Below are 26,609 nucleotides of genomic sequence, written 5' to 3'. Positions count from 1 at the left end.
GCTAGGTCGGTGCGCGAGGCGGAAAAATCCGCGTGGGCATCCAGAAAATCAGCAGGATCAACGCCACCGCGACAGCGGCCATGACGTAATAGAGGTCCGAAGAAGTCAGCACCACGGCCTGCTCGTGCAGGCGGTGGGCCAGGCCCGGCGCATCGCCGTCGGCCAGCGGCGAGTTACCCAGGCGGTCCACCAGCATGGTCGAGTGAAAGTGCAGGCGCTGGGTGGTCAGCGCATCCAGCACGCCGGTGGCAATCACGGCAGCCAGGCCTTTGACGGTGTTGAACCAGGCCGAAGCGAACGGCCCATCCGCCGGTTGAATGCTGCCGGTGGAGAGCATCAGCAGCGGCAACACCGCCATGGGCTGCCCGAAGATTTGCAGCAGGTACAGGCCGTAGAAATCATCGCGAATCCATGCCGAGGTCAGGTGCGCGCTGCCCACGCAGCACAGCACCAACATCCCCAGCCCGATCCCCAAAACCCAGCGGCAATCGACCCAGCGCAGGTTGCACAACGCCGCCACCAGCGGCAGCGCGATCAATTGCGGCAGCGCCATCAGCAGCATCACCGGCGCGGTTTGCAATGGGCGATAACCCTGGACCTGGGCGAGGAAACTCGAGGGGATGATGATCACCGAGGTCAGCACCATCAGCACGCCTGCCAGCACGATCAGGGCAAACGCGAGGTTGCGCAGGCCGAGCATCTGCAACTTGAAAAACGGCATCGGGTGCGACCATTCATTGAGCATGAACAGCACCAGCAGCACACTGCCGCCGCACAGCAGGAAGGTGATCAGGCCCGACTCGAACCAGTCCAGGCGATTGCCCTGCAGGATGCCGATCACCAGCATGCAGATCGCCGGAAACCCGAGTAGCAGGCCGCGCCAATTGAATTGCTTGAAGCGCTCCAGGCGCAGCGGGTCTTGCGGCAAACCGTAGGCCACGGCGGCCATGGCCAGCAGGCACGGCCCGACGATCTGCCAGAACGCCCACTGCCAGCCGACATACTCGGTCCACAGCGCAGCCAATGGCGTGCCGAGGCTCGGCCCGAAGGTGGCGGTGAGCGCATAGCCGGCCAGGCCATACAGCTTGACGTTGGCCGGCAGGAAGCGCAGCGCCACGGTCATCAGCATCGGCGGTAAGGCACCGCCGGCCAGGCCTTGGACGGTACGCAGCAGCAGCAGGCTTTGGTAGTTCGGCGCAAACGGGCACAGGATCCCCAGTACGGTGAACAGGCCAATGGCGCACAGGGTGAAGCGCCGCAGGGAAAACGTCACCGAACACCAGGGCGCAAAGGCCATGGCCGACACGGAAGTGGCCGTGTACGCGGCCACCAGCCAGGTGCCTTCGTCAAAACCGATGTACAGCGCACCGCGAATATCCGCGAGGGCCACCTTGGTGACCATCTCGTTGAGGCCGGAAACCAGCACCGCGAGCAACACGCCGACCAGGCCGATGATGATGCGCGGGCCAAATACAGGCGGGGTGATGGCGGTGGGTTTGGCTGCGGCCGCAAGGGTGGGGGCAGCGAGGGAAGTCATGAACAGGCAGCTCGGGATTAGAAATACCCGAGCAGTTTAATCAGGCACATGCATGACAAAAAGTTACTTATTGGCAGCTTATAACTGCACGAAACACAATCCTGAATCCCGTTAAAAATCCCATGTGGAGGGGGCTTGCTCTCTCCCACATTTTGGCCGTGCATGGCTTGTAGATCAGGTGGGTTGGGCTTCCAGCCAGGTGGCGTGGCAGCTCTCACGCATCGTCTCGCGCAGCCACTTATGAGCCGGGTCTTTGTCGAAGCGCGGGTGCCAGGATTGGGCCAATACCAACGTCGGCAGCGAGATCGGCAACGCAAACGCGCGCAGTGGCAGCTTCAAGCGGTTGGCGCTCAACAGGGCTTCCTTGGGCACCGGCAGAATCAGGTCGGAATCGGGCAACATGAACATCGCACCGTGAAAACCCGGGGCGATCATCGCCACCCGCCGCTCCAGGCCCTGGGCATTCAACGCGGTGTCGATCGGCCCACGGGCGATGCCACGCCGCGAGATACTGATATGGGAATAGCTGGCGAAGCGCGCGGCGGTGATCTCTTCGTCAAACAACGGATGGTCCTCCCGCGCGAGGCCCACGAAGGTGGTGGAAAACAGGTTCTGCACCTTCACTTCCGGGGTGACCGGCATGGTGTTGCTCACGCGCAGGTCCAGCCGCCCTTCGCGCAGGGCTTCATCATCGGTGTCGCCTTCAGGCACGAAACACAGCTCGCACAGTGGCGCCATGCGCTCCATTGTGTCGAACAGCCGACCGCCATACACGCCGATGAAAAAGTCATTGGCGCGCACGCTGAAGCGACGGCGCAAGGTGCTTAAATCAACCTGATCCGCCGAGCGAAACAGCAACGCCGCCTGCTCCACCACGTTGCGCACCTGGCCTTGCAACTGCAAGGCCTTGGGCGTCGGCACCAGGCCGCGACCGGCGCGCACCAGGATCGGGTCGCCTACCGCTTCGCGAATACGTGTGAGGGTACGGCTCATGGCCGCCGGGCTGAGGTTCATCCGCCGCGCGGCGCCCACCACGCTGCCCTCGTCGAGCAAGGCGTCGAGGGCGACCAACAGGTTCATGTCGGGTAGTTGCATGCCAAGCACTCGTGGTCAGTCGGGAGTGAGCTGGCCGCAATCGTAGCAGGCTGGGTGTATCAGCGCTGCATGCCCCAACGCTTCACGGTGAGCCGCTCGAAGGTGTCGAACACCAGGTTTTCCACCAGCAGGCCGATCAGGATCACCACCGCCAACCCGGCGAATACCTTGTCGGTGTACAGCTCATTGCGGTTCTGGAAGATGTACCAGCCCAGGCCGCCCTTGCCGCTGGTCGCACCGAATACCAGCTCGGCGGCGATCAGTGTGCGCCAGGCGAAGGCCCAACCGATTTTCAGCCCGGCGAGGATCGACGGCAGTGCCGCCGGGATCAGGATGAACAGCACGAAACGCATGCCCTTGAGGCCATAGTTGCGACCGGCCATGCGCAGGGTTTCGGACACGCCGAGAAACCCTGAATACGTGTTGAGCGCCAGCGCCCACAACACCGAATGCACCAGCACGAAAATCAGGCTGTTCTGGCCCAGGCCGAACCACAGCAGCGCCAGCGGCAATAACGCAATGGCCGGCAGTGGGTTGAACATCGAGGTCAGGGTGCTCAGCAGGTCACGGCCCAGTTGCGTCGACACCGCCAGGGTGGTCAGGGCAAACGCCAGCACGATACCGATCAGGTAGCCCTTGATCAGCACCACCAGCGAGATGCTCACCTTGCCCAGCAGTTCGCCACTGAGCAGGCCGTCATAGAGCGCGTGAAAGGTCTGCAGGAAGCTGGGCAGCAGCAGGTCGTTGTTCTGGTAGCGCGCGACGGCTTCCCAAAGGATCGCGAGCACGATCAGGATCAGGCCCTTGCGCAGCCAGCCTTGCTGCCACAGGCGTTGGCGCAGGGGCAATTCGCGTTCCACGGGGACGCTGAGCAGCGGCTCAAGGTTGATTTCGTATTCCTGGCGCATTGGGTTGTCCCCTTAGTAAGCGATGCGGATGTCGGCGAAACCCAACTCACGTTCGGCCTCGGGCGCTTCATCGAACAACAGGCGATGAATCCGCCGCGCCGACGCCTGGAACTCCACGCCACCGAGGCTGTGCAGGTCGTATTGATGGCTGTGGATTTCCGCACGCACGCGCCCCGGATGCGGTGACAGCAATAGGATGCGATTGCCCACCACCAGCGCTTCTTCGATGGAGTGGGTGACGAACAGCAGGGTGAAGCGCACTTCTTCCCAGAGCAGCAGCAATTCTTCCTGCATCTTGCGCCGGGTCAGGGCGTCGAGGGCGGCGAAGGGTTCGTCCATCAGCAGAATTTTCGGCTGCATGGCCAGGGCGCGGGCGATGGCCACGCGGGCTTTCATACCGCCGGAAAGGGTGTGCGGGTAAGCGTCGGCAAAGGCGCTGAGGCCGACTTTGTCGAGGTAGTGCAGCGCCCGTTCTTCGGCTTCGCGACGCGGTAAGGTCTTCGACGCCAGCAGCGGAAACATCACGTTCTGCTTGACGGTTTTCCACGGCGGCAGCTGGTCGAACTCCTGGAACACCACGATGCGGTCCGGGCCCGGCTGTTCGACCTTTTGCCCCAGCAGGCGGATCTCGCCTTCGCAGGGCTTGATAAACCCGGCAATGGACTTGAGCAGCGTGGATTTGCCGCAACCCGATGGGCCGAGCAACACGTAGCGATCCGCCGGGTCGATCTCGAAGCTGACTTGGTGAGTGGCGCGCACCACGCGCTCGGGGGTGCGGTATTCCAGGCTGACGTTATCCACCGCCAGCAATGGTGCGGCGGTGTGCAGGTTGCTGGCCGTGTGGCCTTGCAAGGGCGCGTTCATCTCAACTTCCTTGCAGGGGCTTGGCATCCTGGAAGAAGTAGTCCTTCCACGATTCAGGCTTGTTTTTGATGGCGCCGACGCGGTAGAGGAATTCCGCCAGCGGGTAGGTGTTTTTTGGCGTGACGCTGAATTCGAACTGAGGGTTGTCGATGATCTTCAGCAATTCGGCGCGGTCGATCTTGGCCTTGGTGACGCGGATGTAAGTGTCGGCCGCAGCGCCTTTATCGTTCTGGGCGAATTGCGCGGCTTCGGTCAACGCGTCGACAAATGCCTTGTAGGTTTTCGGGTTGTCGTTACGGAATTTTTCGGTGGCGAACAGCACCGTTGGCGAGTTCGGCCCCAGCAGGTCGTAGGTGTTCAGCACCACATGCACGTTCGGGTTGGCCAGGGCCTGGTCCTGGAACGGCGGGTTGGAAAAGTGCCCGGTCAGTTCGGTGCCGCCGGCGATCAGGGCAGCGGTGGCATCCGGGTGCGGGACGGCGACGGTGTACTTGTCGAGGCGATTGAATTCCTTGTCGCCCCATTGCTTGGCGGCGGCGTATTGCAGGAAGCGCGACTGTACCGACACGCCCACCGCCGGCACGGCGATACGGTCCTTGTCGGTGAAGTCGGCAATGGTCTTGACCTTGGGATTGTTACTGACCAGGTAGTAGGGGAAGTTGCCCAGGGAGGCCACGGCCTTGACGTTCTGCTTGCCATGGGTGCGGTCCCAGATGGTCAACAGCGGGCCGACGCCGGCACCGGCGATATCGATCGAGCCGGAGAGCAGTGCGTCGTTGACCGCCGCGCCGCCGGACAGTTGGGTCCAATCGACCTTGATGTCGAGGCCTTCCTGCTTGCCGTATTTTTCGATCAGGTTCTGGTCGCGCACCACGTTAAGCAGCAGGTAGACGATACCGAACTGTTCGGCGATGCGGATCTCGCCTTCGGCCTGCGCAGCCTTAGGCGCCACCAGGCTGCCGGCCAACAGGCTGATACCGAGGCCGACGGTCGCGGCCAGCCGCGCAAATGGGGTTTTCCTGGACATGGTCATGCTCCGAATCAGAAAGGCGCGTCGCCCTGGATGGTGGTGCGAAACAGCTTGCGGCGCAGATGGCTCGGGCAACCGGCGGCCAGGTGGATCAGCGAGCGGTTGTCCCAGAACACCAGGTCGTGGGGCTGCCATTGGTGGCGGTAGATATTGTGCGGCAGCACGCTGTGGGCGTAGAGCTGGGCCAGCAGGTCGCGACTTTCGTCTTCCGGCAGGCCGACGATGCGGGTGGTGAACCCTTCGCTGACGAACAGCGCCTTGCGGCCGTTTTCCGGGTGGGTGCGCACGATGGGGTGAACCACTTCCGCGACTTGGGCAAGCTGCTCGGGCGTCAACGTCGGGCGCCAGTTGCCTTCGAATTTGGTTTCGCTGTAGCGCGCGGTATAAGAGTGCGCAGCACTGCGGCCTTCAACAGCTTTGCGCAGGTGCTCGGGCAGTTGGTCCCAGGCTTTGTGCATGTCGGCAAACAGGGTATCGCCGCCTTCGGACGGCAGCTCCTGGGCGTGAAGCATCGAGCCCAGGCTCGGCAGCTCTTTATAGGACAGGTCCGAGTGCCAGAATTTGCCTGCGTCACCCAGGCCGATGGATTGGCCGTTTTCGATGATGTTGGAGACGATCAGGATTTCCGGGTGGTTGGCCAGCAGGAACTGCTTGAGCACGTGGATCTGCAGGACGCCAAAGCGGCGGCTGAAAGCGATCTGTTGTTCGGGGGTGATGCGTTGGTCGCGGAACACCACGACGTGGTGATCCAGGTGCGCGCGATGAATGCGGGCGAAATCCTGGTCGTTGACTGGCCGGGACAAATCCAGGCCGACAATCTCGGCACCGACGCTGCCGGGCAGTGGTCGAATCTCGAACGTTTGAGTGGCAAGGGTCGCTGTTGGAACAGTAGAGGTGGCGGACATGAGTTCACTCCCGGTCAGACAGGAGAGTGACTTTATAGGCATAAGAACGGTAATTTAAATACCGTTAGGGAATATATATATGCGGTAATGTCGCAATACGTCAGCGGCGTGTCAGACCTGGCAAAACCCGCGCGTGGGCCGCCGGAGTCGCACGTTGAAACGCTTACAAGCCGAAACCGTGCCCGTTTGACAAGCCTATGGGCAGCCTCTAGTGTGCATTGGATCCAATTAGCCACCCTATTTTAATAAGGAGGATAGCGTAACCGTGACGCAGAAGCCGAACCCGTTGAACAGCATCAAGATCACCGGCCCTATTCCTGCCCATCTTGCTCGCTCCGTGATTGAAGAAACCTTGCGCAATGCCATCCTTGATGGCCGCTTGCCCTGCGGTACCGCCATGCGTCAGCAGGAGCTGGCCAGCCTGTTCGGGGTCAGCCGCATGCCGGTGCGTGAAGCCTTGCGCCAGTTGGAGGCGCAGTCACTGCTGCATGTGGTCACCCACAAGGGCGCCGTGGTTGCACCGTTGATCGAAGACAATTCGGCTGAGACCTATGAGCTGCGAATGTTGCTGGAGTCTGAAGCCCTGCGTTTGTCGATTCCCTTGCTGACCGAAGCCGATATCACCGAGGCAGACACGCTCATCTGTGCCCTGGAACAGGAAAAAGACTACACCGAGATTGGTCGTCTCAATCGCCTGTTCCACATGACCCTGTATGGCAAGGCCCCAACCAGCGGCTGCTCAAGCTGGTGGAGCACGGGCTGAATGAGGAGGAGCGCTTCCTGCGTTTCAACCTCGAGGCGATGGGACTCGGCGAGACCTCCCAGGAAGACCACCGTGAACTGCTGAACCTGGTGACACAAAAGAAGGTCGAGGAAAGCATCCTGACGCTGCGTAATCACTTGATGCGCGGGATGGACGTGATCACAACCTATCTCGATAATCTCGACGCCGCCGCAAAGAAGACGCTTTAACAAGGCGTCAGGTCGCTCGGCTTGCCCGTCGAGCACTGCGGGGTGCCCTACCTGGCCAAGTAGCGCCCCGCGCAGAAGAAACTTCCCACTCTTATAAAGTAAGTTGCCGACAGCTTATATTATTTAGAAAAACATCTAATGCATTCATATACTGGCCAACTTGTTTAACCCGCTTATTATCTTTCATCACTAAACCAGCCACTTAATTCGACCGTGCAGTCCCACTTGCGTGAGCGCTCGTGCGCGCAAAGCCTGGTTTACATCTTTTTTATCTTCTTGCGGCACACAAAAGCCCAACGTTGTTTTAGCGGCGACGCAATAATTTATAGGCATCAACTATGTACCCACCTTTACTGGAACAAAGAAAACGGCTGTTGTGCAGCCATCCGTTATTTCTGGAAATAACTTCGCTGGAAAAGTTACGGCTGTTCATGGAAAACCATGTATTCGCTGTCTGGGACTTCATGACGCTCACCAAACGCCTGCAGCAGGACCTGACCTGCACTCGCCTACCTTGGCTGCCACCGGCCGACCCGCAAGCTGCACGCCTGATCAATGAGATAGTGCTGGGCGAAGAATCAGACTCACACCCCAGGCAAGGCCATTGCAGCCACTTCGAGTGGTACCTGGAAGCCATGGTCGAAGTCGGCGCCAGCACCTCGGCGATACACCGTTTCATTGCACTGCTGCACCAGGAGGTGGAAGCAAGCACAGCCCTGCGCATGGCCGATGTTCCTGCTGGGGCCGCGCGCTTCGTCAGCGACACGCTGCACATTGCGCTGCAAGCCCCTACCCATTGCGTAGCAGCCGCATTCCTTCATGGGCGTGAGCGTGTCATCCCAAGTATGTTCGAACACCTCCTGCAGCCCGATACGCTCATCCATCGCCAGGCACCGGCCTTGTGTGGCTACTTCAGGCGCCACATCGAGTTGGACACTGAACATCACGGGCCAGCAGCTGAAGAACTGCTCGAACGCCTGGTGGGTGCAGACCCGGCTTATCCGCAACAGGCCCACAACGCAGCCCTTGCCGCCGTCGAAAGCCGTATCACGTTCTGGGACGAGGTGCGCGCCGCGCTGCACGAGGTGTACCCATGAATACCGCCGGCTACACCACCATCGCCGACGACTGGGAACGCCGCGCCACCATCCGAACCCGTCCTCGTCGCCTGTTGGAAGACGACGACAAGCTGATCTACCCACTGTGCCGTCAGCCCTTGGTACTCAACGCGACCTTCATGGAACATTGCTCGCAATGGCGCGACTTCGTGCTGGTGCAAAGCTTCTATAAGTTCATCCACGATGTGGTGATTTTCGAAACCGAAATCGTCGACAAGACCGCGCGCAGCATTGCCAAGAATCGCTTCTCGGTGCCCTTCCCGCTTGCCTGTCGCGTTGATGCGATGACGGTTGTGGTGGACGAGGACTACCACGCCTTGGTGGCCTTGGATTTCATGCAACAGACTGTCGCAATGACGGGCATACAGCCGATTGACCTGCCCGGGCATATCGAACTGAGTCGCGCGCTGCCGGCGGCGCAGGCGCAGGCTCCGGAACACCTGAGCGATGCTGTGGAACTGATTGGCGTAGCCATCGCCGAAAACACCGTGACCCACGATGTCGCAGCGTTTTCCAAGGACCGCAGTGTCAAGGCCTCCATACGAGGCTTGATGGACGACCACCTGTTTGACGAAGGTCGCCACGCGCAGTTCTGGACACGGCTGGTGCGCATCTACTGGCAAGCCGCGAGCCCGGAGGACCGTGACAGCATCGCTCACGTACTGCCGACATTCCTGGCACATTACCTGACCAACGACCTACAGAAAAACTTCGACCTGCGCCTGATCGAACACCTGGACATCAGCGAGCGCCTGCGCGGTGTGCTGCGCGATGAAATATCAGCGCTGGCGTTCCCCATCACCCGCCAGCACCCGTTGATGGCCAATATCATGGGCTTCCTGCAACACAGCGGCTTGCTGCAAACGCCGAGTGTGGGGCAAGTGCTGAACGACTACCTGTCGGTGTCGCCATGAGGTGCCTGACCATCGGCTGGTGCGGCACAAGCAAGGCACTGGGCGAAATCAGGCCAATGCTGGAACAGTACGGCCATGTTTCAGGGGATGAGGCCGCCGACCTGTGGATTGAAGACGGCAGTCTGCCGTTGCCGGATGACGTGGGCGAAACCACCTGTATAAGTCTGCGCCTGGGGATAGGCCCGTTGAGCGACGGTGGGTTGCCTGCGCTGCAAGTGCGCGCCTATGGCCATGGCCGACGCTTGTTCGCCGTGCTGGACATCGCCGAGGAGCCCAGTGGCAACGGCCAGCGATTGCGTCGGCAGGCAACAACCGCGCTGGTGGATTGGGTCGCACTGCTAGTCAGTGGCTTCTCACGTGACCCCGAGTCTCTCTCTACACGCGCGATTGCCACTGACTGGCCCGACCACGGCCTGCACGGGCTTGAGCCGTTGGCATTTATGCATCGATTCAATCGTACGGCAAACCCTGCCCTGATCCAGGAAGCCCAGGTACCAGTGATCGAACGGGTGCAGGCCAGCCTTGTCCTGTTCGCCGACCGGCAGGCGCTGAACATTGCGGGGCACACCGTGACCTACCGCCAACTGCACCTACAGGCCATGGCGATTCAGCTGCGATTGCGCCCGCTGCTGGAGGCGTTTGAGGCGCCACCGGTGATCGCTGTATGCCTGGAAAAATCCATGGAATTGTATGCCAGCATTCTTGCCGTACTGGGCAGTGGCGCGGTGTACCTGCCACTGGGACCTGAGCAACCCACACAACGCCATCGGGCCATGCTCGAAAACGCCGGGGCCCGCGTATTGCTGGATGCCGGCCAACATCCATTACGGGAGTGTTTCATTTCACTGGATGTCAGCACAGTCGAGACGCACAACGCCAACTCCTCATCCTCGCTGATGCACGATCGCCCCTGCTCGGATATGCCGTGCATGGTGCTCTATACATCGGGCAGTACGGGCCAGCCCAAGGGTGTGCTGCTCAGCCAAGGTAACCTGGCGCATTTCACCGCTTGGTTCGGGTCCTGCATGACACTGGATGAACGGAGCCGCGTCCTGCAGTTTTCGCCCCTGGGTTTCGACTCGTCATTGATCGAAATCTTCCCCGCCCTGATTGCCGGCGCCGAGTTGATCGTACCCAGTGAGGAGCAGCGACGCGACCCTGGGCAACTGGTGGAATTGCTCCGCCGACAACGCGTCACTCATGCCTTCCTGCCGCCTGCGCTGCTCAACATCCTGCCGCCGGATCCCCCCCTCGGCCTGACGCACCTGCTCACCGGTGGCGATGCCTGCGAACCCCATGTAATCGAGCGGCTGGCAGGACGGTGTCAGTTGCACAACCTCTATGGTCCCACCGAAACCACGGTACTGATTACGCACCGGACGTTCGCCCCCGACGACAATAATCGCAATGTCGGCCACCCCATCGCCAATAGCCAGGTTCTGATCCTCGATGACGATCTGCAACCGGTGGATGAACAGGTGATGGGCGAGTTGTACATCGTCGGGCCCGGAGTGAGCCTGGGGTATGTGAATGCGCCGCGGCAGGCTGACAGCCCGTTCGTCGAACTGCTGGTGCCGGGCGGCCAAAGGCTGCGGGCCTACCGCAGCGGTGACTTGGCGCAGTGGACCGCCGCAGGGATTGTGCTGGGTGGGCGTCGCGACGATCAGGTAAAGATCCGCGGCTTTCGGGTCGACCCCCGGGAGATTGAACAATGCCTGCGCAGCAGCAGGTTGTATCGCGAACTGGCCGTGGTGATCGACCATGGAAGCAGGATCTGCGCCTTTGTCGCCCAGCCCGAACACAACGCTTCGCTGGTGGCCTTGCAGCAGCATGCGCGCCAGTGGCTACCGGACTACATGCAACCTGGTTTCTGGGTGGAACTGCCAGCCATTCCGCACAGCGACAACGGCAAAGTTGACCGCAAGGGGCTGCTGTTGCGACCCTTCCTTCCAATTTTGCAGGCCACTCCCCGCGCCGCGCATACGCCGCTTCAAGCGCGATTGAGCGACCTTTGGGGTGAGCTGCTGGGCTTGCCCACCAGTCAGTTGCCCATCGATGAAAGCTTCTTTGCACTGGGCGGCCATTCGATTTTGCTATCGACGCTGTTGTTGCGCGTTCGCGAGCAATTTGGCCGTAGTTTCGCGTTGAGCCATTTCATTGAAGTACCGACTATTCGTACGCTCGCAACGCTGATGGAGGATGGTGAACTGCCAGACGCATCCTCTGCCCAAGCGGCCATGGACGCTCAACGGGAGTGGGAAATCAATCCGTTGCAAGGGGACCGCGCAGGCAATCCGCACAAGGTGATCGTGACGGGGGCGAACAGCTTCGTCGGCGTCCATATTGTCGAGGCGTTGTTGAACGCCGGTGCCACCGAGGTGGCCTGCCTGGTGCGTGACTTGCCGGGGAGTCCTGCGATGGCTCGTTTTACCCAGGCGTTGCGTGACTACCAACTGGAACATCTAGACTTGAGCCGGGTGCGAGTATTCGCCGCCGATGTCAGCCTGCCACGATTGGGTTTGGCCGGTGACGCGTATGACGCACTCGCCACAGACTTTGGCGCCCTGGTGCACAACGCAGCACGGGTCAACCACGTGCTGGACTACGCCTCACTGACCAGGGACAACGTCGACCCCATATTCGAATGCCTGCGCCTGTGCGAAACCCGCTGCAAGAAAGTCTTCAACTTTGTCTCGACGTTGTCGGCCGCCAGCAGCATCGGCACGACGGGGCATGTGCTCGAAGCTCCGGCGGCAGCCACCCTGCCGCTGTACATCCGAAATGGCTACAACCTGTCCAAGTGGGTCGCCGAGCGGGTCCTGGGACGTGCAGCGGAGCAAGGAGCCTGGGTGAACATCCATCGCCCTGGAAATATCAGCTTCAACAGCCATAACGGTATCTGCCAGCCACAAAAGAATCGCCTGATGTTGATGCTCAAGGGGTCGCTGCAGTTGGGCTTGCTGCCGAGGTTGGACCTGAATTTTGACCTGATGCCCGTGGACTTTCTGGCTCGCTTCATTGCGTTCCACTGCAATCGCTTTCAAGCCGATAGAAGCGTATTCAACCTGCATAACCCACAACCACTGAGCTGGGAGCACTACCTGGATGCATTCAACCGGGCGGGCCACCGGTTCGAGCGGGTCAGTACTGCGCATTGGCAGCAGGCGTTGCGAACGGTAAGCCTGGACAATGCGATGTTTGGTGTCCTCGGGTTTTACCTTGATCGACTGGATGAAGACATCGGTGACACATCGATGATCCTCCATGACAACGCGCAACGCGGCGTTCAGCAGATGGGTGAGCAATACCCCGAAAAAGACCCGGCACTGCTGAGTAAAGGCTGCAACTACCTCAAGGCCATCGGCTTTCTTTGAACCGCTTCAGGACAACTTCATGAAACCGCTGCAACCCGATACGTTAATTCATAACCCGAACGGCCAGCCGATAGTGTCCTCTGTGGTGATCGACTGCCATGCCAATCGTCTATGGAACATGGTGGGGCAGTTTGCAGGCTTCGATGCGTTCATCCCTTCCTTGACGCATATCGAAATGATCGGCACCGGAGTGGGCGCTTTACGCACGAAATTTTTCCGCGATGGCAACCGCGTCGTAGAACAGCTCAATAGCCGGGATGAGCAAGCGATGCACATGACCTGGACCACGATCTACAACACCCTGGGCGTGGCCAGGTTGTGGGCCGCAATCAAAGTGGAAGCGCTTGGAGCACACTGCTCCAAGGTAACCTGGACCATCATTGCCGACCCCCTGGAGACGGCGCAGGAAGGATTTGAACAGTTTGTACAAGGCTTCGCAGACAGCGCGCTGGACAATGTTCGCCGTTTGCTGGGTAAGCAGTAGGAGCGAAACGGCTCGCTCCTACTCGTACACTCAGCGGCTCAGATCTTGAAGCTATCGACCAGTTGCTTCAACCGATTGGCCTGTTGCGACAACGCATCGCAGTCTTTCAGGGTTTCGTTGAGGTTGGTCACACCCTGCTGGTTCAGCAGGTTGATCTGGTTGATATCGACGTTGAGGGTTTCCACCACAGCAGTTTGTTCCTCGGTGGCCGCAGCGACGGACTGGTTCATGCCGTCGATCTCGACAATTCGCTGCGTTACGCTGACCAGGCGCTCACCGGCCTGGTTGGCCACCTGGACACTTTCCTCGCTGGAGGTCTGGCTGGCATTCATGGTGGTCACTGCTTCACGCGACCCCACTTGCAGCGAAGTGATCATTTTATGAATCTCCTCAGCCGACTCCTGGGTACGGTGAGCCAGGTTACGCACCTCGTCGGCGACCACGGCAAACCCGCGTCCGGCTTCCCCGGCACGTGCTGCTTCAATCGCAGCGTTCAGTGCCAGCAAGTTGGTTTGCTGGGAGATGCCTTTGATCACATCAAGGATGTGGCCGATATTGTCGGTGCTGGCGTTCAGGGTTTCGATCTGAGTGCAGGACAGGCTGATTTTCTGCGACAGCTCCGACATTGCCAGGATGGTTTGCTCAACCACTTTGCGCCCATCATCGGCCTGCTCGCTGGCACCGCTTGCGTGCTGTGAGGCATCGGCGGCGTTACGCGCGATTTCCTGGGTGGCAGCCCCCAGTTCGTTGATTGCGGCGGCCACGCTGTTGGTGCGTGCGCTTTGCTCATCAGAGCCGATGATCGAGGCGTTGGATGACGCCATCACACGCTGAGACAGGTCATGCACCTGACGTGTTGCAGAAGACACTTCGGAAATCGAGGCGTGGATACGCTCTACGAACCGGTTGAACGCGCTGCCCACTTCACCGAACTCGTCTTTACTGGTGACCGTCAAACGGCGAGTCAGGTCGCCCTCACCTTGGGCAATGTCCTGCATGGCAATACCCATGGTGGTCAGGGGCCGCAGTAACACTTGAATCAGCAGGCTCAAGAGCACGGCAATCGCGACTACGGCGATCAGCATGGCGATCAATGCAGACGTACGGAATTTGCCCAGCGGTGCGTAAGCTTTGTCTTTATCAATCGACAGGCCGATATACCAATCTGCACCGGGCAAGCCACTGATAGGTGTGAACGACAGGATGCGATCCTGGCCCTTGAGAACTACGTCCTGATTAACTTTTTCAATACGGACGTTAGTGCCTGGGTAGATGTCCTTGAGGTTTTTCATCACCTGGTCTTCGTCAGGACTTACGATGACTTGGCCGTCGCCGCTGACCAGGAACGCATGGCCGATGCCGCCGAAGTCCACCGAATTGATGATTTTCACCAGGGTTTGCAGGCTCAGGTCTCCGCCGACCACGCCGAGCAACTCGCCGTTCTTTTTCACCGGCATAGCAATAGTTACGATCTGCCCACCTACGGCGGCCATATAGGGCGGCGTGAGCATTGGTTTATCGGCAGCCACGGCTTGCTTGTACCAGGGACGCTGACGAGGGTCGTAGCCGTCAGGCATTTTTGCGTCCGGGCGCTGGGTGAACACACCGTTGGTTTGGCCAACGTAGGTGAACTGGAAGTTCGAGGTGAACGCCGGTTGATCGACCAACCCTGGAAGATCAGCAGCACTACCCTGATAGGCAACGTTTTGCGTCAGACTTTCGAGCACCAGTATTCGACCGCTAAGCCAGTTCTGCACACTACTCGCGGTGAGCTCACCGGACTGCTGGATAGACGACTCCAGATTCTGTTTGATGGTGCTGCGCTGCAGGTAATCGTTGTAAAGCGTGAATAACGCGAAGGCCAGAACCACAACGCCTGACGCGGCCAACAGAATTTTATGACTGAATTTGAGATTCATTTCATCGACTTCTTTTTGCCAAATGGGGGTGAGCGTGCCGAGAGAAACATTCCATGTAACGGTATAGGCGGCGTCTCGAGCCGCTCTATTTCGGTGCACGCATGGCTCATCAGGCTTTCGGCCAAGCTGAAGGAAAGCTTAGGAAATTGTGGGATGAATCGCCCTTTTACGTAGGAAACCGACCAAAGGTTGTCGTACAAGATTTAAAAGTAAAAAATTCTTTCCTACTACCTGTGTCGTGCTCTTAAAGCAGATCAGTGCCATGAACATGATTTGGGAGTTGGGTAGGCGCAGTTGCTGCTCGCTTACAGAGTTCATAAACCCTCTAAACGACAAAACCCCTGTCTACATGAGCAGACAGGGGTTCTGGAATTTAATCTTGACGATGACCTACTCTCACATGGGGAAACCCCACACTACCATCGGCGATGCATCGTTTCACTGCTGAGTTCGGGATGGGATCAGGTGGTTCCAATGCTCTATGGTCGTCAAGAAATTCTGTGTACCGGAGCGTTGCTTTAGCAACGTGCCGATGAAATTCATGGACTTCTACATAAACGAAACCCCTGTCTGCGTTAGCAAACAGGGGGCTCGGAATTTAATCTTGACGATGACCTACTCTCACATGGGGAAACCCCACACTACCATCGGCGATGCATCGTTTCACTGCTGAGTTCGGGATGGGATCAGGTGGTTCCAATGCTCTATGGTCGTCAAGAAATTCGGGTACTGAGTCGTGGCCAGCTGGCCTCGCTTCAGCAAATTGGGTATGTGACAGCTGTCGGTGTTTTGTAAGATCTCGAACTTTCGGTTCATTGCGTCTTCACACACCGCAATCTGGCCTTTCGACGCAAATTGCTTGGGTGTTATATGGTCAAGCCTCACGGGCAATTAGTATTGGTTAGCTCAACGCCTCACAGCGCTTACACACCCAACCTATCAACGTCGTAGTCTTCGACGGCCCTTCAGGGGACTCAAGGTCCCAGTGAGATCTCATCTTGAGGCTAGTTTCCCGCTTAGATGCTTTCAGCGGTTATCTATTCCGAACATAGCTACCCGGCAATGCCACTGGCGTGACAACCGGAACACCAGAGGTTCGTCCACTCCGGTCCTCTCGTACTAGGAGCAGCCCCTCTCAAATCTCAAACGTCCACGGCAGATAGGGACCGAACTGTCTCACGACGTTCTAAACCCAGCTCGCGTACCACTTTAAATGGCGAACAGCCATACCCTTGGGACCGGCTTCAGCCCCAGGATGTGATGAGCCGACATCGAGGTGCCAAACACCGCCGTCGATATGAACTCTTGGGCGGTATCAGCCTGTTATCCCCGGAGTACCTTTTATCCGTTGAGCGATGGCCCTTCCATACAGAACCACCGGATCACTAAGACCTACTTTCGTACCTGCTCGACGTGTCTGTCTCGCAGTCAAGCGCGCTTTTGCCTTTATACTCTACGACCGATTTCCGACCGGTCTGAGCGCACCTTCGTACTCCTCCGTTACTCTTTAGGAGGAGACCGCCCCAGTCAAACTACCCACCATACACTGTCCTCGATCCGGATAACGGACCTGAGTTAGAACCTCAAAGTTGCCAGGGTGGTATTTCAAGGTTGGCTCCACGCAGACTGGCGTCCACGCTTCAAAGCCTCCCACCTATCCTACACAAGCAAATTCAAAGTCCAGTGCAAAGCTATAGTAAAGGTTCACGGGGTCTTTCCGTCTAGCCGCGGATACACTGCATCTTCACAGCGATTTCAATTTCACTGAGTCTCGGGTGGAGACAGCGCCGCCATCGTTACGCCATTCGTGCAGGTCGGAACTTACCCGACAAGGAATTTCGCTACCTTAGGACCGTTATAGTTACGGCCGCCGTTTACCGGGGCTTCGATCAAGAGCTTCGCGTTAGCTAACCCCATCAATTAACCTTCCGGCACCGGGCAGGCGTCACACCCTATACGTCCACTTTCGTGTTTGCAGAGTGCTGTGTTTTTAATAAACAGTCGCAGCGGCCTGGTATCTTCGACCGGCATGAGCTTACGGAGCAAGTCCTTCACCCTCACCGGCGCACCTTCTCCCGAAGTTACGGTGCCATTTTGCCTAGTTCCTTCACCCGAGTTCTCTCAAGCGCCTTGGTATTCTCTACCCAACCACCTGTGTCGGTTTGGGGTACGGTTCCTGGTTACCTGAAGCTTAGAAGCTTTTCTTGGAAGCATGGCATCAACCACTTCGTTACCTAAAAGGTAACTCGTCATCAGCTCTCGGCCTTAAGATCCCGGATTTACCTAAGATCTCAGCCTACCACCTTAAACTTGGACAACCAACGCCAAGCTGGCCTAGCCTTCTCCGTCCCTCCATCGCAATAACCAGAAGTACAGGAATATTAACCTGTTTTCCATCGACTACGCTTTTCAGCCTCGCCTTAGGGACCGACTAACCCTGCGTCGATTAACGTTGCGCAGGAAACCTTGGTCTTTCGGCGTGGGTGTTTTTCACACCCATTATCGTTACTCATGTCAGCATTCGCACTTCTGATACCTCCAGCAAGCTTCTCAACTCACCTTCACAGGCTTACAGAACGCTCCTCTACCGCATCACTTACGTGATACCCGTAGCTTCGGTGTATGGTTTGAGCCCCGTTACATCTTCCGCGCAGGCCGACTCGACTAGTGAGCTATTACGCTTTCTTTAAAGGGTGGCTGCTTCTAAGCCAACCTCCTAGCTGTCTAAGCCTTCCCACATCGTTTCCCACTTAACCATAACTTTGGGACCTTAGCTGACGGTCTGGGTTGTTTCCCTTTTCACGACGGACGTTAGCACCCGCCGTGTGTCTCCCATGCTCGGCACTTGTAGGTATTCGGAGTTTGCATCGGTTTGGTAAGTCGGGATGACCCCCTAGCCGAAACAGTGCTCTACCCCCTACAGTGATACATGAGGCGCTACCTAAATAGCTTTCGAGGAGAACCAGCTATCTCCGAGCTTGATTAGCCTTTCACTCCGATCCACAGGTCATCCGCTAACTTTTCAACGGTAGTCGGTTCGGTCCTCCAGTTAGTGTTACCCAACCTTCAACCTGCCCATGGATAGATCGCCCGGTTTCGGGTCTATTCCCAGCGACTAGACGCCCTATTAAGACTCGCTTTCGCTACGCCTCCCCTATTCGGTTAAGCTCGCCACTGAAAATAAGTCGCTGACCCATTATACAAAAGGTACGCAGTCACCCAACAAAGTGGGCTCCCACTGCTTGTACGCATACGGTTTCAGGATCTATTTCACTCCCCTCTCCGGGGTTCTTTTCGCCTTTCCCTCACGGTACTAGTTCACTATCGGTCAGTCAGTAGTATTTAGCCTTGGAGGATGGTCCCCCCATATTCAGACAAAGTTTCTCGTGCTCCGTCCTACTCGATTTCATGACTAAGAGATTTTCGCGTACAGGGCTATCACCCACTATGGCCGCACTTTCCAGAGCGTTCCGCTAATCTCAAAGCCACTTAAGGGCTAGTCCCCGTTCGCTCGCCACTACTAAGGGAATCTCGGTTGATTTCTTTTCCTCAGGGTACTTAGATGTTTCAGTTCCCCTGGTTCGCTTCTTGCACCTATGTATTCAGTACAAGATAACCATCTTATGATGGCTGGGTTCCCCCATTCAGACATCTCCGGATCAAAGTCTGTTTGCCGACTCCCCGAAGCTTTTCGCAGGCTACCACGTCTTTCATCGCCTCTGACTGCCAAGGCATCCACCGTATGCGCTTCTTCACTTGACCATATAACCCCAAGCAATCTGGTTATACTGTGAAGACGACATTCGCCGAAAATTCGATCATACTCAATTAAGAGCCACTCACAAATTTTACCTTAGCCTGATCCGTTACCAGTGAAAGTAACGTTCAGTCTATCTTTCTATCACATACCCAAATTTTTAAAGAACGATCTAATCAAAGACTAGAAATCAACATTCACCATCATACCGATGGAATGCTCATTTCTAAGCTTTCATAACGCAGAAGCAGTAGTGGTGGAGCCAAACGGGATCGAACCGTTGACCTCCTGCGTGCAAGGCAGGCGCTCTCCCAGCTGAGCTATGGCCCCGTATTTCTACAGGCGTTTCCCACACAAAATTGGTGGGTCTGGGCAGATTCGAACTGCCGACCTCACCCTTATCAGGGGTGCGCTCTAACCAACTGAGCTACAGACCCAATTTCGGGCTGCTTCTTATCGTCTTCTTCAATGAATCAAGCAATTCGTGTGGGAACTTATGGAGCAGCTGATGTCGTCGATTAAGGAGGTGATCCAGCCGCAGGTTCCCCTACGGCTACCTTGTTACGACTTCACCCCAGTCATGAATCACACCGTGGTAACCGTCCTCCCGAAGGTTAGACTAGCTACTTCTGGTGCAACCCACTCCCATGGTGTGACGGGCGGTGTGTACAAGGCCCGGGAACGTATTCACCGCGACATTCTGATTCGCGATTACTAGCGATTCCGACTTCACGCAGTCGAGTTGCAGACTGCGATCCGGACTACGATCGGTTTTCTGGGATTAGCTCCACCTCGCGGCTTGGCAACCCTCTGTACCGACCATTGTAGCACGTGTGTAGCCCAGGCCGTAAGGGCCATGATGACTTGACGTCATCCCCACCTTCCTCCGGTTTGTCACCGGCAGTCTCCTTAGAGTGCCCACCATTACGTGCTGGTAACTAAGGACAAGGGTTGCGCTCGTTACGGGACTTAACCCAACATCTCACGACACGAGCTGACGACAGCCATGCAGCACCTGTCTCAATGTTCCCGAAGGCACCAATCCATCTCTGGAAAGTTCATTGGATGTCAAGGCCTGGTAAGGTTCTTCGCGTTGCTTCGAATTAAACCACATGCTCCACCGCTTGTGCGGGCCCCCGTCAATTCATTTGAGTTTTAACCTTGCGGCCGTACTCCCCAGGCGGTCAACTTAATGCGTTAGCTGCGCCACTAAGAGCTCAAGGCTCCCAACGGCTAGTTGACATCGTTTACGGCGTGGACTACCAGGGTATCTAATCCTGTTTGCTCCCCACGCTTTCGCACCTCAGTGTCAGTATCAGTCCAGGTGGTCGCCTTCGCCACTGGTGTTCCTTCCTATATCTACGCATTTCACCGCTACACAGGAAATTCCACCACCCTCTACCATACTCTAGTCAGTCAGTTTTGAATGCAGTTCCCAGGTTGAGCCCGGGGATTTCACATCCAACTTAACAAACCACCTACGCGCGCTTTACGCCCAGTAATTCCGATTAACGCTTGCACCCTCTGTATTACCGCGGCTGCTGGCACAGAGTTAGCCGGTGCTTATTCTGTCGGTAACGTCAAAACCATCACGTATTAGGTAATGGTCCTTCCTCCCAACTTAAAGTGCTTTACAATCCGAAGACCTTCTTCACACACGCGGCATGGCTGGATCAGGCTTTCGCCCATTGTCCAATATTCCCCACTGCTGCCTCCCGTAGGAGTCTGGACCGTGTCTCAGTTCCAGTGTGACTGATCATCCTCTCAGACCAGTTACGGATCGTCGCCTTGGTGAGCCATTACCCCACCAACTAGCTAATCCGACCTAGGCTCATCTGATAGCGCAAGGCCCGAAGGTCCCCTGCTTTCTCCCGTAGGACGTATGCGGTATTAGCGTCCGTTTCCGAACGTTATCCCCCACTACCAGGCAGATTCCTAGGCATTACTCACCCGTCCGCCGCTCTCAAGAGAAGCAAGCTTCTCTCTACCGCTCGACTTGCATGTGTTAGGCCTGCCGCCAGCGTTCAATCTGAGCCATGATCAAACTCTTCAGTTCAAACATCTTTGGGTTTTTAAGAAACCCTAAACTTGGCTCAGCAATCGTTGGTTACATCTTTGATTTCTCGCGGAGTAACTTGTGATGCTGATAATCTTGTTGACTATCAGTCTGACTCCACAAGCACCCACACGAATTGCTTGATTCAGTTGTTAAAGAGCGGTTGGTTAAGAGCTTTCGTCTCAACCGAGGCGCGCATTCTACAGCAGCCTCATTTGCTGTCAAGTGATTATTTTCAGAAGCTTTCGAAGATTTCTTCAACAACTTCAACCACTTGCGCTTACGATCTCTCGTCAGCGGGAGGCGAATTCTACAGCGTTACACGCTGCTGTCAACACCTCTTTTCTCCACTTTCGACCGAGAAGATCGAATCGTTAATAGCGTCAAACAACACGACCCTACCAACTCCTTCTGAGCTTCGATGAACTGAAGCAATTCGCTGCCTTATTCTGCATAACTCATTGTTTACCAAGGAGTTTTACGTTTCGACTGCGCCGGAAGTGGGGCGAATTATAGACGTCCAGAATCTGCCGTCAACCATTAATTTGGTTTTCCTATCAATCTACTGAATTGATTAAAAAACCACCAAAACATGCTCCTCTATATATAGAAGAGCTCCCCTAGATGACTCCCGCTTCTTTTAAAGCCTTCACATTCGCTGAGCCCAACCCCAACACATCCTGCAGCACCTGAGCCGTATGCTGCCCCAACAAAGGAGGCGCAGTACGGTACTCCACAGGCGTCTTGGATAACCGAATCGGACTGGCCACCAGCGGCACCATCCCTGCCAACGCATGTGGCAGCTGTATCGCCAACCCTCGTGCCTTTACCTGAGGATCGGCAAACACCTGGGCCAGGTCATTGATCGGCCCGCAAGGCACACCAACCCGCTCCAGTTGTGACACCCACTCAGCCGTCGTCTTGAAGATCGTAACCTGGCGAATCAATGGAATCAGCTCAGTGCGGTTGGCTACCCGCACATTATTAGTGGAGAACCGCGGGTCATCCGCCCACTGCGGCTGTCCAGCCACTTCGGCGAACTTGCGAAATTGCCCGTCATTACCCACGGTCAATATGAAATCGCCATCGGCCGTAGGGAAATCCTGATAAGGCACGATATTCGGATGAGCATTACCCAGTCGTTTTGGCGCCGCTCCCGTGGCCAGGTAGTTCATCGCCTGGTTAGCCAGACAAGCCACCTGCACATCAAGCAACGCCATATCGATATGCTGCCCACCCCCGTCATGATCCCGATGCGCCAGCGCAGCCAGGATCGCCACTGTCGAGTAGAGCCCAGTGAGAATGTCAGTCAACGCAACCCCCACCTTCACCGGTCCGGCGCCCTCATCACCTTCCGGCCGGCCGGTAAGACTCATCAGCCCACCCAACCCCTGGATCATGAAGTCATACCCCGCCCGGGCGGCATAAGGGCCCGTCTGACCGAAGCCAGTGATCGAGCAGTAGATCAACTCCGGATTCACCTTCTTGAGCGACTCGTAGTCCAACCCATACGCCGCCAGCCCACCCACCTTGAAGTTCTCGATCAAGATGTCGGACTTGGCCGCCAGATCTCGCACCAGTTGCTGCCCCTCCGGCCGCGTAAAATCGATAGTCACCGACTCTTTGTTGCGATTAGCCGACAAGTAGTACGCCGCCTCACTCGTGTTCTCGCCATCAGCATCCTTAAGGAAGGGCGGCCCCCAGGCGCGCGTGTCGTCACCGCTACCAGGTCGCTCGACCTTGATCACCTCAGCCCCAAGATCCGCAAGGATCTGCCCGGACCAAGGGCCTGCCAACACTCGCGATAAATCCAATACCCGCAGATGCGAAAGCGCGCCCATGCCGTTCCCCTATTAATAGAACGCCTGAAGACCGGTTTGCGCGCGCCCCAGAATCAGAGCGTGCACGTCATGGGTACCCTCATAGGTGTTAACCACCTCCAGGTTCACCAGATGACGCGCCACCCCGAACTCGTCGGAGATGCCGTTGCCCCCCAACATGTCCCGTGCCATACGCGCGATATCCAAGGACTTGCCGCACGAGTTGCGCTTCATGATCGATGTGATTTCAACCGCGGCCGTTCCCTCTTCCTTCATACGCCCCAGGCGCAGGCAGCCTTGCAGCGCCAGGGTGATTTCGGTCTGCATATCGGCCAACTTCTTCTGGATCAATTGAGTTGCCGCCAATGGCCGGCCGAACTGCTGACGATCCAGGGTGTACTGGCGTGCGGTGTGCCAACAGAACTCGGCAGCACCCAAAGCCCCCCAGGAGATGCCATAACGCGCCGAGTTAAGGCAGGTGAAAGGGCCCTTCAAGCCGCGCACATCCGGGAAAATGTTCTCTTCCGGCACAAACACGTTATCCATCACGATCTCACCGGTGATGGAGGCGCGCAGGCCGACCTTGCCGTGAATCGCCGGCGCACTCAGGCCCTTCCAGCCTTTCTCCAGGACAAACCCACGAATATCCCCAGCGTCGTCCTTGGCCCACACCACAAACACGTCCGCAATCGGGCTATTGGTGATCCACATTTTTGCGCCCGTCAGGCTGTAGCCGCCATCCACTTTGCGTGCACGAGTAACCATCGCGCCGGGATCGGAACCGTGGTCAGGCTCGGTCAAACCAAAGCAGCCAATCCATTCGCCCGAGGCCAATTTCGGCAAGTACTTCTGCTTTTGCGCTTCGGTGCCGAACTCATTGATAGGCACCATCACCAGTGACGACTGCACACTCATCATCGAGCGATAACCGGAGTCGACGCGCTCAACCTCACGCGCAATCAGGCCGTAGCTGACGTAGTTCAAACCACTGCCCCCGTACTGCTCAGGAATCATTGCCCCCAGCAAACCGGTCTCACCCATTTCACGGAAAATCGCCGGGTCGGTCTTTTCATGGCGAAAAGCTTCAAGCACACGCGGCGCCAGCTTGTCCTGGGCGAATTGCTCAGCACTGTCGCGCACCATGCGCTCCTCTTCGGTGAGCTGTTGATCCAGCAGCAGTGGATCGATCCAGTTGAAGCTTGCCTTGCCAGCCATGAATGAGTCCTCGCAAAGAAAATCAGAAATCGTGCATGGAGCCTAGGCCGGGCAGGCAGGGAGAGCAAACGAGGTTTTTGCATAGGCTTGTGATAATTTCTCACTTCGTAACGCCTATAAGCGGCGCAGCTGAACTTTTTATGTGAGGACAAGGTATATGCGCAGGAAAATTCCCAGCACCACCGCCCTTGTCAGTTTTGAAGCGGCAGCCCGCCACGAGAGCTTTACCAAGGCGGCGCATGAGCTTTCCATCACCCAAGGCGCCATTTGCCGACAGATCGCCAGCCTGGAGGAGTTTTTAAGTGTCGAGCTGTTTCGGCGCTCACGGCGCGGGGTAAAGCTGACGGAGGCGGGACTTTCATACAGCCGTCGCGTGGCCACCCAGCTGGACGCTGTGGAGCGCGATACCCTGTCCGTCATGGGGCAGCAAGGCGCAAACACCATTGAACTGGCCGTGGTACCCACTTTTGGTACGCAATGGTTGATCCCTCGCCTCAAGGACTTTCAACGAGAGCATCCGGAGGTGACGGTAAACCTGACTAACCGCACGCGTCCTTTTCTATTTGCGGATACGGAATTCGACGCAGCAATTTACTTCGGCGACGCAGATTGGTCCGGCACCGAATCCCACAGGCTAATGGGAGAAAATCCTGTCCCCGTGTGCAGCCCGCGACTATTGGGCGAACTTGAGCGATTCACCCCCCAGGAGATTGCAGAACTGCCATTGCTGCAGCAGACCACCCGCCCTTACGCCTGGCGCCAATGGTTCAACGCCCAGCAACTGAACGTGCCCCGCGACATGACAGGCCCACGTTACGAGCTATTCTCGATGTTGTCTCAAGCCGCCATGCATGACATGGGTATTGCACTGATCCCGCCATTCCTTATCCAGCGAGAACTGGACGAGCAGCGACTGGTGATCGCAAGCCCGCAGGCACTGACCAGTTCGAAGGCTTATTACCTGATGATTCCTGACAGAAAAGTCGAATCAGCTTCACTGCACGCGTTCAGAGACTGGTTGATAGACCAATCGCAGCGCTACAGCCCCAGCATTTAAAGGACAAGCCTCACATGCTGACTTTGTAGTCAGCTAAATCTCAAGCCTACAGATATACGTATATGTCGCATTTAAGCAGACTGTACCTGTGAGCCTGAAACAAGGCTTAAAGCCATGGTTTTCGTGGCTTGTAGCGACTCCTATCAGCCAATGCCCGACTATTCACATCAACGATGGAAAAAAACACACGAACCAGCTGAATCCCTTTAAACGCCTGTATTTAAAGAGGTTATTTCAGACCGTTGCGACAATCAGTCACAGGGTGACTTGTAGTTAATTTTTCGTCACCCGTCATAATCCCTTGAAGGCCGTAAAGTTCGCCTGCAAAATGCCGCGCCCCGCTGTCATTTCAGCGGGATCGTGCTGATCGGCCGCCCCAGCTGCGCCACTCGCGGTGCACTGGCCTTTTTACAAAAAGATCAAAAGCAAAAAGATCATGCAGGAGATTTGACGTGCACATTGGTGTTCCTCTCGAAACCCAGACCGGTGAAACGCGGGTGGCTGCCACCCCGGAAACCATCAAGAAGCTGATCGGCCAGGGCCATAAGGTCACTGTTCAAAGCGGCGCAGGCCTCAAGGCCAGCATCGTCGACAGTGCCTATGAAGCGGCAGGCGCGACCATTGGCAGTGCCGGCGATGCGTTTGGCGCCGAGCTGATTCTCAAGGTGGTCGCCCCCAGCGACAGCGAACTGGCGCTGATCAAAAGCGGCACCGTGTTGGTGGGCATGCTCAATCCGTTCAGCAACGAAACCATTGCCAAGCTGGCCGAGCAGGGCATCACTGCCTTTGCGCTGGAAGCTGCGCCACGTACCTCGCGGGCCCAGAGCCTCGACGTGCTGTCTTCCCAGGCCAACATCGCCGGTTATAAAGCCGTGTTGCTCGCCGCCCATCATTACCCGCGCTTCATGCCGATGCTGATGACCGCCGCCGGTACGGTCAAAGCCGCGCGCGTGCTGATCCTCGGCGCCGGTGTTGCAGGCCTTCAAGCCATCGCCACGGCGAAACGCCTGGGCGCGGTGATCGAAGCATCCGACGTGCGCCCTGCGGTAAAAGAGCAGATCGAGTCGCTCGGCGCCAAGTTCGTCGACGTGCCCTACGAGACAGATGAAGAACGTGAATGCGCCGTCGGCGTCGGCGGTTATGCGCGCCCAATGCCGACCAGCTGGATGCAGCGCCAGGCCCTGGCGGTGCACGAACGCGCCAAGCAGGCCGACATTGTCATCACCACCGCATTGATCCCGGGCCGCAAGGCACCGACCCTGCTCAGCGCCGAGACCGTCGCGCAGATGAAACCCGGCTCGGTGGTGATCGACCTCGCCGCAGCCCAGGGCGGCAATTGCCCGCTGACCGTCGCCGATCAAACCGTGGTGGAAAACGGCGTGATCATCTGCGGCCCAACCAACCTGGCCGGTGCCGTCGCCGCCGACGCCTCAGCTTTATATGCGCGCAACCTGCTGGACTTCCTGAAGCTGGTCTTCAACAAGGAAGGGCAGTTTGAAATCAACCTCGAAGACGACATCGTCGCCGCGTGCCTCATGTGCCGCGACGGCCAAGTCATCCGCAAAAACGCCTAAGCAGGGATTC

General features: G+C 57.3%; 15 protein-coding genes, 2 tRNA genes, 4 rRNA genes and 1 pseudogene. 7 read left to right on the top strand and 15 right to left on the bottom strand.

Translation table 11 applies throughout. The features are described from left to right. Position 1: 1 nt before the first annotated feature. The 6 genes from NIBR502773_RS15970 to NIBR502773_RS15945 form a co-directional block, all read right to left on the bottom strand. Entirely contained in the window at positions 2-1,537 is a 1,536-nt protein-coding gene (locus NIBR502773_RS15970) for an MFS transporter (protein WP_141156411.1), read from the bottom strand. Between the two features lie 174 nt (positions 1,538-1,711). Further along, positions 1,712-2,632 carry a LysR family transcriptional regulator gene (locus NIBR502773_RS15965; RefSeq protein ID WP_115487789.1) on the bottom strand — a complete coding sequence of 307 codons (921 nt, stop codon included), beginning with the start codon at positions 2,630-2,632 and terminating at the stop codon, positions 1,712-1,714. A 59-nt stretch (positions 2,633-2,691) separates the two neighbouring features. Beyond that, entirely contained in the window at positions 2,692-3,540 is an 849-nt protein-coding gene (locus NIBR502773_RS15960; protein ID WP_065940996.1) for an ABC transporter permease, read from the bottom strand. Positions 3,541-3,552: 12 nt separating this feature from the next. Continuing rightward, positions 3,553-4,404, bottom strand: a complete 852-nt coding sequence (locus tag NIBR502773_RS15955; RefSeq protein ID WP_092490008.1) for an ABC transporter ATP-binding protein — start codon at positions 4,402-4,404, stop codon at positions 3,553-3,555. A gap of 1 nt (position 4,405) precedes the next feature. Then, complete coding sequence (locus NIBR502773_RS15950; protein ID WP_115487788.1) at positions 4,406-5,431, bottom strand: ABC transporter substrate-binding protein; 1,026 nt, start codon at positions 5,429-5,431, stop codon at positions 4,406-4,408. Between the two features lie 14 nt (positions 5,432-5,445). After that, positions 5,446-6,339, bottom strand: coding sequence for a TauD/TfdA family dioxygenase (locus NIBR502773_RS15945; protein ID WP_065940993.1), 894 nt, complete (start codon positions 6,337-6,339; stop codon positions 5,446-5,448). A 265-nt stretch (positions 6,340-6,604) separates the two neighbouring features. On the opposite strand from NIBR502773_RS15945, the pseudogene NIBR502773_RS15940 reads away from it, so the two are divergent. The 5 genes and pseudogenes from NIBR502773_RS15940 (at position 6,605) to NIBR502773_RS15920 (ending at position 13,201) form a co-directional block, all read left to right on the top strand. After that, positions 6,605-7,311: pseudogene (locus NIBR502773_RS15940) on the top strand (GntR family transcriptional regulator). Positions 7,312-7,649: 338 nt separating this feature from the next. Continuing rightward, a complete protein-coding gene (locus NIBR502773_RS15935) occupies positions 7,650-8,408 on the top strand; it encodes a DUF3050 domain-containing protein (RefSeq protein ID WP_141156410.1) in 759 nt (252 codons plus the stop codon). Continuing rightward, positions 8,405-9,343, top strand: a complete 939-nt coding sequence (locus NIBR502773_RS15930) for a diiron oxygenase (RefSeq protein WP_141156409.1) — start codon at positions 8,405-8,407, stop codon at positions 9,341-9,343. The genes NIBR502773_RS15935 and NIBR502773_RS15930 overlap by 4 nt, the downstream gene beginning before the upstream one ends. Beyond that, on the top strand, positions 9,340-12,717 hold the full coding sequence (locus NIBR502773_RS15925) for an amino acid adenylation domain-containing protein (protein WP_141156408.1): 3,378 nt from the start codon (positions 9,340-9,342) through the stop codon (positions 12,715-12,717). The genes NIBR502773_RS15930 and NIBR502773_RS15925 overlap by 4 nt, the downstream gene beginning before the upstream one ends. Positions 12,718-12,736: 19 nt before the next feature. Then, on the top strand, positions 12,737-13,201 hold the full coding sequence (locus tag NIBR502773_RS15920) for an SRPBCC family protein (RefSeq protein WP_065940988.1): 465 nt from the start codon (positions 12,737-12,739) through the stop codon (positions 13,199-13,201). Positions 13,202-13,239: 38 nt separating this feature from the next. Here the strand turns inward: NIBR502773_RS15920 and NIBR502773_RS15915 are convergent, their stop codons facing one another. The 9 genes from NIBR502773_RS15915 to NIBR502773_RS15875 form a co-directional block, all read right to left on the bottom strand. Next, positions 13,240-15,120 carry a methyl-accepting chemotaxis protein gene (locus NIBR502773_RS15915; protein ID WP_141156407.1) on the bottom strand — a complete coding sequence of 627 codons (1,881 nt, stop codon included), beginning with the start codon at positions 15,118-15,120 and terminating at the stop codon, positions 13,240-13,242. Positions 15,121-15,497: 377 nt separating this feature from the next. Continuing rightward, positions 15,498-15,613 (bottom strand): 5S ribosomal RNA (gene rrf, locus NIBR502773_RS15910). Between the two features lie 109 nt (positions 15,614-15,722). Next, a 5S ribosomal RNA gene (rrf, locus tag NIBR502773_RS15905) occupies positions 15,723-15,838 on the bottom strand. A 152-nt stretch (positions 15,839-15,990) separates the two neighbouring features. Then, a 23S ribosomal RNA gene (locus tag NIBR502773_RS15900) occupies positions 15,991-18,882 on the bottom strand. A 249-nt stretch (positions 18,883-19,131) separates the two neighbouring features. Next, positions 19,132-19,207, bottom strand: a tRNA-Ala gene (locus NIBR502773_RS15895). 30 nt (positions 19,208-19,237) lie between these two features. Next, positions 19,238-19,314: transfer RNA gene (locus NIBR502773_RS15890), tRNA-Ile, on the bottom strand. 82 nt (positions 19,315-19,396) lie between these two features. Further along, a 16S ribosomal RNA gene (locus NIBR502773_RS15885) occupies positions 19,397-20,933 on the bottom strand. Together the 16S, 23S and 5S rRNA genes with 2 tRNA genes alongside form the textbook arrangement of a ribosomal RNA operon. A gap of 620 nt (positions 20,934-21,553) precedes the next feature. Further along, entirely contained in the window at positions 21,554-22,774 is a 1,221-nt protein-coding gene (locus tag NIBR502773_RS15880) for a CaiB/BaiF CoA-transferase family protein (protein ID WP_141156406.1), read from the bottom strand. A 12-nt stretch (positions 22,775-22,786) separates the two neighbouring features. Continuing rightward, complete coding sequence (locus NIBR502773_RS15875; protein WP_141156405.1) at positions 22,787-23,968, bottom strand: acyl-CoA dehydrogenase; 1,182 nt, start codon at positions 23,966-23,968, stop codon at positions 22,787-22,789. 157 nt (positions 23,969-24,125) lie between these two features. Here NIBR502773_RS15875 and NIBR502773_RS15870 point away from each other — a divergent pair, with 157 nt between their 5' ends. Both NIBR502773_RS15870 and NIBR502773_RS15865 read left to right on the top strand, forming a co-directional pair. Then, positions 24,126-25,025 carry a LysR family transcriptional regulator gene (locus NIBR502773_RS15870; protein WP_141156404.1) on the top strand — a complete coding sequence of 300 codons (900 nt, stop codon included), beginning with the start codon at positions 24,126-24,128 and terminating at the stop codon, positions 25,023-25,025. A gap of 452 nt (positions 25,026-25,477) precedes the next feature. Continuing rightward, complete coding sequence (locus tag NIBR502773_RS15865) at positions 25,478-26,599, top strand: Re/Si-specific NAD(P)(+) transhydrogenase subunit alpha (protein WP_115488281.1); 1,122 nt, start codon at positions 25,478-25,480, stop codon at positions 26,597-26,599. Positions 26,600-26,609: the final 10 nt, after the last annotated feature.

This window comes from Pseudomonas sp. NIBRBAC000502773 (assembly GCF_006517195.1).
Lineage (GTDB): Bacteria > Pseudomonadota > Gammaproteobacteria > Pseudomonadales > Pseudomonadaceae > Aquipseudomonas > Aquipseudomonas marginalis.
The sequence above is the reverse complement of the archived record's forward strand: the minus strand, read 5'-3'. Positions and strand labels throughout refer to the sequence as shown.